The following is a 10,698-nucleotide window of genomic DNA, read 5'->3' on the forward strand; positions in this document are numbered from 1 at the left end:
CAACAACCAGCTGAAGAGCTGGCAGTTCTTCACCGAGAAGTTCAACGCCAACAACCCGGCCGGCGTGAAGTTCGAAGTGATCGGCATGGACAACAAGCTGTCGCCGACGGAGAGCCTGAACGCGCTCAAGGCGGCGATCGACCAGGGTGTGCGCTACATCATCCAAGGCAATGGTTCCTCGGTTGCCCTGGCGCTGATCGACGCGATCAACAAGCACAACGAGCGCAATAACGGCAAGGAGGTGATCTTCCTCAACGAGGCTGCGGTCGACCCCGACCTCACCAACAGCAAGTGCAGCTTCTGGCACTTCCGGTTCGACGCCGACACGACGATGAAGATGGAGGCCATGACGACCTTCATGAAAGACCAGAAGGACATCAAGAAGGTCTACCTGCTGAACCAGAACTACTCGCACGGCCAGCAGGTCGCGAAGTTCGGGAAGGAGTACCTGAAGCGCAAGCGCCCGGACATCGAGATCGTCGGTGAGGACCTGCACCCGCTGGCGCAGGTGCGCGACTTCGCCCCGTACATCGCCAAGATCAAGGCCTCGGGGGCCGATTCGGTGATCACCGGCAACTGGGGCTCCGACCTCGCGCTCCTCGTCAAGGCCGCCAACGAAGGCGGCTACACCGGCAAGTTCTTCACCTACTACACCGGTGTCACGGGAACGCCGACAGCGCTCGGCACCACGGGCGCGGGCAAGGTCTACCAGGTGTCTTACAACAGCTACCACATGGGCGGCCAGATGGACGCCTGGCAGAAGGAGTTCAAGCAGAAGTACAACGACGACTTCTACACCGGCTCCATCATCCGCATCATCGAACTCGTGACGCAGGCGATGGCGCAGGCCAAGTCGACCGACCCGGTCAAGGTGGCCTTTGCCATGGAAGGCATGAAGTTCAGGAGCGCCTTCGGCGGCGAGGTCGAGATGCGCAAGTCCGACCACCAGCTGCAGCAGCCGCTCTACATCACGGTCTGGCAGAAGGCCGAGGGGAAGTACACGTACAGCCCCGAGAACACCGGCATGACGCTGGTGCCCGTGGCCGAGTACCCCAACTACGTGTCGAGCACGCCGACGAGCTGCCAGATGAAGCGCCCGGGCGCATAAAGCAGGCTCCTCCCCTGCACGAGGCCCGATCCGGTCGACACGTCGGCCGCCTCGGGCCTCTTGCATAGACGGGCGGACTTCGCCAGCATTGATCCGCCACCAACGGCCACGCCCCCATGGAGTTCTTCACCATCTCGATGCTCAACGGGCTGAGCTACGGCCTGTTGCTGTTCATGCTGAGCTCGGGCCTGACCCTCATCTTCAGCATGATGGGCGTGCTGAACTTCGCCCACGCCAGCTTCTACATGATCGGTGCGTACATCGCGTACTCGATCTCGAAGATCGTGGGCTTCTGGCCAGCGCTGGTCCTGGCGCCGATCGTCGTCGGCGTGCTCGGCGCGCTGTTCGAGAAGTTCTTCCTGCGCCGCGTCCACAAGTTCGGACACGTGCCGGAGCTGCTGATCACCTTCGGGCTCTCGTTCGTCATCATCGAGCTGGTGCTTCTCGTCTGGGGCCGGACCGCGGTCGAGTTTCCGCCGCCCGAGGTGCTGCGCGGGCCGGCGTTCACGCTGGTCAATTCCTCGATCGACGGCCTTCGCCTGGTCTTCGGCGCAGCACCCGCGGCGATGTGCTCGGCGGCGGATGCGACAGTGCGCATCGTCTGCTCGCCGTTCCCGGCGACGCGCGGCTTCATGATGCTGGTCGCGGTGGCGATGCTCGTGGCCCTCTGGCTGCTGCTCACGCGCACCCGGATCGGCCTGGTGATCCAGAGCGCGCTCACCCACCCGGAGATGGTGGAAGCGCTCGGCCACAACGTGCCGCGCGTCTTCATGCTCGTCTTTGGCGCCGGCTCGGCGCTCGCCGGCCTGGCCGGCGTGATCGGCGGCAGCACCTTCGTCACCGAGCCGGCGATGGCGGCGACCGTCGGCTCCGTGATCTTCGTCGTCGTCGTGGTGGGGGGTATGGGCTCGCTCGCGGGCGCCTTCGTCGCGTCCCTGCTGATCGGCGTCATCCAGACCTTCGCGGTGGCGCTCGACTACTCCCTGGGTGACGTGGTGCGTGGAGTGGGCCTGACGTTGTCCGCGGCAGCCGCCGACCAGACCCTGCTGAAGATGAGCATCTCGCAGATCGCGCCCATCCTTCCCTACCTGTTCCTGGTGCTGATCCTGATCTTTCGGCCCAAGGGCCTGCTCGGAACCCGGGAGGGATGATGCAGGTCGCCGATTCCCTCGCAGCCCCCGCGACGCCTGTTCGGCGCGTCAACACGGGGCGGATCGTCGTCTGGGGCGGCTTCGCGCTCGTGCTCGCGGTCGCGCCGCTCGTCTTCCCGAGCAGCCTGTCGCTGTCGATCCTGTCGCAGGTCGGCATCGCCATCGTCGCCTGCCTCTCCTACAACATGCTGCTCGGCCAGGGCGGCATGCTGAGCTTCGGCCATGCCGTCTATTCCGGCCTGGCCTCGTTCGTGGCCGTGCACGCGCTGCTCGGCATCGGCAAGGGCACGTTGCCGATACCGGTGAGCCTGATCCCGCTTGTCGGCGGCCTGGCCGGCATGGGCTTCGCCATCGTCCTCGGCTACGTGACGACGAAGAAGGCGGGGACGCCGTTCGCGATGATCACGCTCGGCATCGGCGAGCTGGTCTTCGCGATGTCGCTGATGGTCCCCGAGTTCTTCGGCGGCGAGGGCGGCGTCTCGGCGAACCGGGTCGTCGGCCAGCCCGTCCTCGGCATCACCTTCGGGCCGCAGATCCAGGTCTACTACCTGCTCGCCATCTACACGCTCGTCTGCACGGCGGCCATGTTCGCCTTCACGCGGACGCCGCTCGGCCGGATGCTCAACGCGGTGCGCGACAATCCCGAGCGGGTCGAGTTCATCGGCTACAGCACGCAGCGGGTGCGCTACCTGTCGTTCATCATCGCCGGCTTCTTCGCCGGCATCGCCGGCGGAATGTACGCGCTCAATTTCGAGATCGCGACGGCCGAGGTGGTCGGCTCGATCCGCTCCGGCGGCTACCTCCTCTTCACCTTCCTGGGTGGCGCGACCTTCTTCTTCGGCCCGATCATCGGCGCGGTGCTGATGGTCTTCGCCTCGGTGCTGCTGTCCGAACTGACCAACGCCTGGCAGCTCTACCTCGGCTTCGTCTTCCTCTTCATGGTCATGTACGCGCCGGGCGGCATCGCCAGCCTGATCATGATGAACCTGCGCGTGGCCATGCACAGGAAGCTGCATCGGCTCTGGCGCTGGTATGCCCTGCTGACGCTTGCTGCCATCGTGCTGCTGGCCGGCTTCGGCGCGCTGGTGGAAATGGTCTACCACCTTCAGCTCGGCGGAGCCGTGGGCGCGCCGATGCGCTACCTCGGCCTGTCGGTCGACGTGAGCAACCTGGCGCACTGGTTCGCGGCGCTGGCGGTCATCGCGGCGGGCTTCGGAGCGTTCGAATTTGTCCGCCGCCGCTTCGCGCGCGAGTGGGGCGCGATCCAGGAAGAGATCGAGGCCGACATGACGTTCAAGGAGCCGGCGTGAGCGCCCCGGCCTACGCCGTCGAGCTGAAGGACCTGCGCAAGTCCTTCGGCAAGACGGAGATCATCCGCGGCACCAACCTGGCGGTCGCGCCGGGCGAGCGGGTCGCGATCATCGGCCCGAACGGCGCCGGCAAGTCGACCCTCTTCAACCTCATCAGCGGCCGCTTCGGGCCGACCAGCGGCCAGGTGCTCCTCAACGGCAAGCGCATCGACGGGCTGCTTCCGTACGAGATCAACCGCCTCGGCCTGGCGCGCAGCTTCCAGATCACCAACATCTTCGGCCGCCTCTCGGTGTTCGAGAACCTGCGCTGCGGCCTGCTCTGGGCCATGGGCTACCGCTACGCGTTCTGGAAGTTCCTCGCCGACCTGCGCGACGCGAACGAGCGCGCCGAGCAGCTGCTCGCGATGTTGCGACTCGAGAGAAAACGCGACACCCTGGCGATGAACCTCACCTACGCCGAGCAGCGGGCGCTCGAGATCGGCATCACCATCGCCGGCGGCGCCGACGTCGTCCTGCTCGACGAGCCCACGTCCGGCATGAGCAAGAGCGAGACCGGCCGCTTCATCGAGCTGATCCGCGAGGTCACCGTCGGCAAGACGCTGCTGACGGTCGAGCACGACATGGGCGTGGTGTTCGGCCTCGCCGACAAGATCGCCGTGCTCGTCTACGGCGAGGTGATCGCCTTCGACGTGCCGGAGAAGGTCCGCGCCAATGCGCGCGTCCAGGAGGCCTACCTCGGCTCGGTGCTCGTGGAACAGCAGACGGCGCGTGCCGAACAGGCCTGAGCGATGCTGCAGTTGAGCAACCTCCACGCCTACTACGGCAAGAGCCACATCCTGCACGGCGTCGACATGCGGATCGGCGAAGGCGAGATCGTCGCCCTGCTCGGCCGCAACGGCTCCGGCCGCTCGACCACGGTCAAGACGATCATGGGCCTGGTCGCCGGCAGCGGATCGATCCGCCTGCGCGACCAGGAGATCCTCGGGCTCAAGGCATTCGACATCGCCCACCGCGGCATCGGCTACGTGCCGGAGAACCGCGACATCTTTCCCAAGCTGACGGTGCACGAGAACCTGCAACTCGGCGAGAAGAAGGGCAAGGGCGGCGGCAAGGCGAAGCCGCGCTGGTCGTTCGAGGACATGTACAAGATCTTCCCGCGCCTGAAGGAACGCGAGCACACCGAGGCCGGGGTGCTCTCGGGGGGCGAGCAGCAGATGCTGACCCTGTGCCGCACGCTCATGGGCGACCCGGACCTGATCATGATCGACGAGCCCACCGAGGGGCTGGCGCCGAAGATCGTCGACCTCGTCGCCGAATACCTCCAGGAGCTGAAGAACCGGGGCGTCTCGGTCCTCCTTGTCGAGCAGAAGCTCACCATCGCGCTGGCGATCTCCGAGCGGTGCTACGTGATGGGCCACGGCGCAATCGTCTTCGAAGGCACGCCGGCCGATCTGCGAAGCAATGCCGAAGTGCGCAAGGAGTGGCTGGAGGTGTGAGCCGGGGCATGGGCGCCGCCTTGGCGGATGCCCTCGTTGTCGCCGCAGGGACAGCCTCTTCCGGGCCCCGACGCCTAGAATCGAACGAACGTTCTTTTCCCTGTCGCGGTCGCGGCAGGCACCTCACGAGGACACGCCATGAGCGCCACCTACGAGCTGCGCGGCGACATCGCCGTCATCACGCTGAACAACCCGCCGGTCAACGGCCTCGGCCACGAGACGCGGGTCGGCATCGTCGACGGCCTCGGCCGCGCGCTCGCCGACGCCACGGTCAAGGCGATCGTCGTCACCGGGGCGGGCAAGGCCTTCTCCGGCGGTGCCGACATCCGCGAGTTCGGCTCGCCGAAGGCGGTGGCCGAGCCTAACCTGCTCTCGGTGATCGCCGCCCTCGAGGCGAGCCCGAAGCCGACCATCGCTGCCGTGCACACCGTCGCCATGGGCGGCGGGCTCGAGCTCGCGCTCGGCTGCAACTACCGGGTCGCCGCCGCCGGCGCGCAGATCGCCCTGCCCGAGGTCAAGATCGGCCTGATCCCGGGCGCCGGCGGCACGCAGCGCCTGCCGCGCGTGCTCGGCGTAGAGACGGCGCTCAACATGATCGTCAGCGGCGAGCCGGTGAAAAGCGAGGTGCTCGCCAGACTGCCGGGGCAGAAGCTGTTCGACAAGATCGTCGACGGCGACGTGGTCGACGCCGCCGTCGCCTTCGCGCGCGAGAAGGCCGATGTCCGGCCGCTGCCGATGGTGAGCGAGCTGAAGGTCTCGTACCCGAACGCCGACGCCTACGTCCAGTTCGCCCGCAACACCGTCGGCGCCATGTCGCGCAACTTCCCTGCGCCGCTGAAGTGCATCGACGCCGTCGCTGCGTCGACGAAGATGAGGTTCGCCGACGGCATGAAGCTCGAGCGCGAGCTCTTCCTGGCCTTGATGCTGACGCCGGAGTCGAAGGCGCTGCGGCACGCCTTCATGGCCGAGCGGGCGACGACGAAGATCCCCGACGTGCCCGCCGACACGCCGGTTCGCGAGATCCGCAAGGTCGCGGTGATCGGCGCCGGCACCATGGGCGGCGGCATCGCCATGAACTTCCTCAATGCCGGCATCCCGGTCGTCATGATCGAGATGAAGCAGGAAGCGCTCGACAAGGGCGTCGGCATCATGCGCAAGAACTACGAGGCACAGGTCAAGAAGGGCAAGCTGAAGCAGGACAAGCTCGACGAGCGCATGGCGCAGCTCTCGACCACGCTGAAGTACGACGACCTGAAGGACGCCGACCTCGTCATCGAGGCGGTGTTCGAGGACATGGGCGTCAAGGAGCAGGTCTTCAAGACGCTCGACGAGGTGATGAAGCCGGGTGCCATCCTCGCTTCCAACACCTCGACGCTCGACCTGAACAAGATCGCGTCGTTCACGAAGCGTCCGCAGGACGTGGTGGGGATGCACTTCTTCAGCCCGGCCAACGTGATGAAGCTGCTCGAGGCGGTGCGCGGCGAGAAGACGGGAAAGGACGTCCTCGCCACCGTCATGCAGCTCGGCAAGAAGATCAAGAAGACCACGGTGGTCTCCGGCGTCACCGACGGCTTCATCGGCAACCGCATGATCGAGCAGTACTCGCGCCAGGCCGGTTTCCTGCTCGAGGAGGGGGCGGCGCCCGAGCAGGTCGACAAGGCCATGGAGCGGTTCGGCATGGCGATGGGGCCGTTCCGCATGGGCGACCTCGCCGGCAACGACATCGGCTGGTACATCAGGAAGCGCCGCTACGTCGAGAAACCCGACATCCGCTACAGCAAGACCGCCGACCTGCTGTGCGAGCTGGGCCGCTTCGGCCAGAAAACGGGCGCCGGCTGGTACGACTACGTGCCGGGCAAGCGGGACGCGATCCCCAGCAAGCTGGTCACCGAAATGATCGAGATGCACCGCGCCGATCTCGGCATCCAGCCGCGCAGGATCCCCGACGACGAGATCGTGCACCGCCTCGTCTACGCGCTCGTCAACGAAGGCGCGAAGATCATCGAGGAGGGCATCGCCATGCGCGCGAGCGACATCGACATGGTCTACCTCACAGGCTACGGCTTCCCGTTGCACCGCGGCGGGCCGATGAACTACGCCGACCAGCAGGGCCTCTTCAACGTCGTCCAGGCGATGAAGCGCTTTGCCGCCAACCCTCACGACGACGCGGCGTTCTGGACGCCCGCGCCCTTGCTCGCCCGACTCGCCGCCGAAGGCAAGACCTTCAGCTGAATGGACCAGGAGTAACCATCATGACCACCGCCGTCGTCGTTTCCACCGCCCGCACGCCGCTCGCCAAGAGCTGGAAAGGCGCCTTCAACATGACGCACGGGGCGACGCTCGGCGGCCACGCCGTCAAGCACGCGGTCGAGCGCGCCGGCATCGACGGCGCCGAGGTCGACGACGTCATCATGGGCTGCGCCACGCCCGAAGGCGCCACGGGCAGCAACATCGCGCGTCAGATCGCCCTGCGCGCCGGCCTGCCGATCACGACCAGCGGCATGACCGTGAACCGCTTCTGCTCGAGCGGCCTGCAGACCATCGCCATGGCGGCGCAGCGCATCATCGCCGGCGAGAACGACATCGTCGTCGCCGGCGGAGTCGAGTCGATCTCCTGCGTGCAGAACGAAGCCAACAAGCACATGCTCGTCGACCCGTGGCTGGCCGAGCACAAGCCGACGATCTACTGGAACATGCTCCAGACGGCCGAGCAGGTCGCCAAGCGCTACAAGATCGAGCGCGAGCCGATGGACCGCTACGGCGCCGCCAGCCAGCAGAAGGCGACGGCCGCGCGCGATGAAGGCAAGTTCGAGGCGGAGATCGCGCCGATCACGGTCATGGCCGGCGTCGCGGATGCGGTGATGGGCCTGCGCACCAAGGAAGTGACCATCAGCGCCGACGAGGGCATCCGCCCCGGCACCACGTACGAAGGCATCAAGGACATCAAGCCGGCGCTTCCCGGAGGCGTGATCTCCGCCGGCAACGCCAGCCAGTTCAGCGACGGCGCGGGTGCCTGCGTGTTGATGAACGAGAAGCTCGCCGAGCAGCGCGGGCTGAAGCCCATCGGTCGCTTCCTCGGCTTCGCCGTGGCCGGCTGCGAGCCCGACGAGATGGGCATCGGCCCGGTCTTCGCCGTGCCGAAGGTGCTGAAGCGCCTCGGCCTGACCGTCGCCGACATCGACCTCTGGGAGTTGAACGAGGCCTTCGCCGTGCAGGTGCTGTACTGCGCCGACACCCTCGGCATCCCGATGGACAGGCTCAACGTCAACGGCGGCGCGATCGCCGTCGGCCACCCCTACGGCGTCAGCGGCCAGCGCCTCACCGGCGCGGCCCTGCTCGAAGGCAAGCGCCGCGGCGCGAAGCGGGTCGTCGTGACGATGTGCATCGGCGGCGGCATGGGCGCGGCCGGCGTGTTCGAGGTGCTCTGACCGCGGATCCGGCATGAGCGCCGAGCCGTCGACCCGGGTCGCGCCGTGAGCTACCGTCGCACCGTCGAGTTCCTCCTCTACGACTGGCTCGACGTCGCGTCGCTGCGGGCGCGCCCGCGCTTCGCCGACCACTCGCGCGAGACATTCGATGCGGTAGTCGACACCTGCGAGCGGATCGCGCGCGAGAAGTTCGCGCCCTTCAACCGCCTCGCCGACACCGAGGAGCCGTGGTTCGACGGCGAGAAGGTGCACCTCCCCGCCGCCAGCCACGCCGCGGCGCAGGCCTATTTCGAGTCGGGGATGCTCGCGGCGGCGCAGGACTACGAGCTCGGCGGCATGCAGCTGCCCTGCGTCGTCGAGATGGCGGCGCACTCGTTCTTCTCCCGGGCGAGCATCGGCATCGGCGGCGGTGGCATGCTGACCAGCGGCAACGCCAACCTGCTGATGGCGCACGGCACGCGAATGCAGCAGGAGGTGTTCGCGAAGAACGAGTTCGCCGGGCGCTTCTCCGGAACGATGTGCCTCTCGGAGCCGCAGGCAGGCTCGAGCCTCTCCGACATCGTCACGCGCGCCGTGCCCGACGGCGCCGACTCGGAAGGCGACCCGCTCGGCCCGCGCTATCGCCACACGGGCAACAAGATGTGGATCTCGAACGGCGAGCACGAGCTGACCGAGAACATCGACCACCTGGTCCTGGCCAAGATCCCGGGGCCCGACGGCAGGCTCGTGGCCGGCACGCGCGGCATCTCGCTCTTCGTCGTGCCGAAGAAGCTGGTCGACGGGCGCGGCCAGCTCACCGGCGAGCGCAACGACGTCGCGCTCGCCGGCCTGAACCACAAGCTCGGCTACCGCGGCATCCCCAACACGCTGCTCAACTTCGGCGAAGGCAAGCACCTGGTGCGCGGCGGCGCGGGCGCGATCGGCTACCTCGTCGGCAGGCCGGGCGAAGGCCTGCGCTGCATGTTCCACATGATGAACGAGGCGCGCATCGCCGTCGGCCTCGGCGCGACGATGCTCGGCGTGGCCGGCTACGAAGCGTCGCTCGACTACGCGAAGACGCGGCCGCAGGGCCGGCCGGTCGGGCCGGGCGGCAAGGACCCGACGCGGCCGCCGGTGCGCATCATCGAGCACGCCGACGTCAAGCGCATGCTGCTGGCGCAGAAGAGCTACTGCGAAGGCGCGCTGGCGCTCGAGCTCTATTGCGCCCGCCTCGTCGACGAGCTGCACACCGGCGACGACGACGGTCGGGCCCGCTCGCACACTCTGCTCGAAGTCCTCACCCCCATCGCCAAGAGCTGGCCGAGCGAGTGGTGCCTGGAGGCGAACAGCCTCGCGATCCAGGTCCTCGGCGGCTACGGCTACACGCGCGACTTCCCGGTCGAGCAGTACTGGCGCGACAACCGCCTGAACATGATTCACGAGGGCACGCACGGCATCCAGGCGCTCGACCTGCTCGGCCGCAAAGTCGTGATGGACGGCGGCGCCGGGCTCGAGCTGCTGCGGACGACGATGCTCGCGACCGCCGACGCCGCCGACGCGGCGCCTAGCCTGGGCGAGCACGCGCGGGCCCTGCGCGCGGCGATCGCCCACCTCGTCGCCGCGACGCACGCCGCCTGGTCCGGCGGCTCGCCCGAGGAAGCCCTGGCCAATGCGACGCCGTACCTGCAGGCCTTCGGTCACGTCGTCATCGCCTGGATCTGGCTCGACGTCGCCGCCCGCGTCGCACGCCAGCCGGGCACCGACGCAGCGACAGTCGGGCGCCTCGCTGCCTGCCGCTATTTCTTCCGCTACGAGCTGCCGCGCATCGGCGCCTGGCTCGGCGTCGTCGAGACGCGCGACGACACCTGCCGCACGATGGCCGAGGACGCGTTTTGAAGTTGTCGCGCGAACGCCTCGGTTCGTGGACCTGGATCCTGATCTACGGCGGGCTCGGCGTGCTGTGCGTGGGCGTGGCCCTGCACCAGCAGGGGCGCGCGTACGGCCTCGGCGTCGTTGCCGGCGGCGCGCTGGTGGCGGCGGTGGGCGCCGCGCTCATCTGGGTCCGCTCGCGCATGGAAGACGAACCCGACCGTTCTTCGTCACACCCTCGACCCGGAGCAAACCCATGAGCACCCACGTCCGTGAACTGTTCGACCTCGCCGGCCGGACGGCGCTCATCACCGGCGGCTCGCGCGGGCTCGGCCTGCAGATCGCCGAGGCGCTCGG

The 10,698-nt window shown here is 67.7% G+C and carries 9 protein-coding genes and 1 pseudogene; all 10 read left to right on the forward strand.

Translation table 11 applies throughout. The annotated features are described in order from the left end of the window. Window positions 1-1,108, forward strand: a 1,108-nt coding sequence (locus AC30N0_RS13865) for a branched-chain amino acid ABC transporter substrate-binding protein (protein WP_489518494.1), incomplete at its 5' end; no start/stop codon positions are given. Window positions 1,109-1,224: 116 nt separating this feature from the next. Beyond that, complete coding sequence (locus AC30N0_RS13870) at window positions 1,225-2,259, forward strand: branched-chain amino acid ABC transporter permease (RefSeq protein ID WP_489518495.1); 1,035 nt, start codon at window positions 1,225-1,227, stop codon at window positions 2,257-2,259. Continuing rightward, the gene (locus AC30N0_RS13875) at window positions 2,259-3,569 is read left to right on the forward strand and encodes a branched-chain amino acid ABC transporter permease (RefSeq protein WP_489518502.1); all 1,311 of its coding nucleotides are present in this window, start codon (window positions 2,259-2,261) and stop codon (window positions 3,567-3,569) included. The genes AC30N0_RS13870 and AC30N0_RS13875 overlap by 1 nt, the downstream gene beginning before the upstream one ends. Beyond that, window positions 3,566-4,354, forward strand: a complete 789-nt coding sequence (locus tag AC30N0_RS13880; protein WP_489518496.1) for an ABC transporter ATP-binding protein — start codon at window positions 3,566-3,568, stop codon at window positions 4,352-4,354. The genes AC30N0_RS13875 and AC30N0_RS13880 overlap by 4 nt, the downstream gene beginning before the upstream one ends. 3 nt (window positions 4,355-4,357) lie before the next feature. Beyond that, on the forward strand, window positions 4,358-5,065 hold the full coding sequence (locus tag AC30N0_RS13885; protein WP_489518497.1) for an ABC transporter ATP-binding protein: 708 nt from the start codon (window positions 4,358-4,360) through the stop codon (window positions 5,063-5,065). Between the two features lie 138 nt (window positions 5,066-5,203). After that, the gene (locus AC30N0_RS13890) at window positions 5,204-7,297 is read left to right on the forward strand and encodes a 3-hydroxyacyl-CoA dehydrogenase NAD-binding domain-containing protein (protein WP_489518498.1); all 2,094 of its coding nucleotides are present in this window, start codon (window positions 5,204-5,206) and stop codon (window positions 7,295-7,297) included. A gap of 20 nt (window positions 7,298-7,317) precedes the next feature. After that, window positions 7,318-8,493, forward strand: coding sequence for an acetyl-CoA C-acyltransferase (locus AC30N0_RS13895; protein ID WP_489518499.1), 1,176 nt, complete (start codon window positions 7,318-7,320; stop codon window positions 8,491-8,493). Window positions 8,494-8,538: 45 nt separating this feature from the next. After that, on the forward strand, window positions 8,539-10,368 hold the full coding sequence (locus tag AC30N0_RS13900; RefSeq protein ID WP_489518500.1) for an acyl-CoA dehydrogenase: 1,830 nt from the start codon (window positions 8,539-8,541) through the stop codon (window positions 10,366-10,368). Beyond that, the gene (locus AC30N0_RS13905; RefSeq protein WP_489518501.1) at window positions 10,365-10,601 is read left to right on the forward strand and encodes a hypothetical protein; all 237 of its coding nucleotides are present in this window, start codon (window positions 10,365-10,367) and stop codon (window positions 10,599-10,601) included. The genes AC30N0_RS13900 and AC30N0_RS13905 overlap by 4 nt, the downstream gene beginning before the upstream one ends. Further along, window positions 10,598-10,698 (forward strand): annotated as a pseudogene (locus tag AC30N0_RS13910) (gluconate 5-dehydrogenase); the annotation flags it as partial. The gene AC30N0_RS13905 and the pseudogene AC30N0_RS13910, both read left to right, overlap by 4 nt.

The organism is Rhizobacter sp. (assembly GCF_031412495.1).
Taxonomy (GTDB): domain Bacteria; phylum Pseudomonadota; class Gammaproteobacteria; order Burkholderiales; family Burkholderiaceae_C; genus Schlegelella_A.

Coding starts and splice junctions, on each gene's coding strand:
- AC30N0_RS13870 (WP_489518495.1), top strand. CDS start 1,225: ATGGAGTTCTTCACCATCTCGATGCTCAACGGGCTGAGCTACGGCCTG.
- AC30N0_RS13875 (WP_489518502.1), top strand. CDS start 2,259: ATGCAGGTCGCCGATTCCCTCGCAGCCCCCGCGACGCCTGTTCGGCGC.
- AC30N0_RS13895 (WP_489518499.1), top strand. CDS start 7,318: ATGACCACCGCCGTCGTCGTTTCCACCGCCCGCACGCCGCTCGCCAAG.
- AC30N0_RS13890 (WP_489518498.1), top strand. CDS start 5,204: ATGAGCGCCACCTACGAGCTGCGCGGCGACATCGCCGTCATCACGCTG.
- AC30N0_RS13885 (WP_489518497.1), top strand. CDS start 4,358: ATGCTGCAGTTGAGCAACCTCCACGCCTACTACGGCAAGAGCCACATC.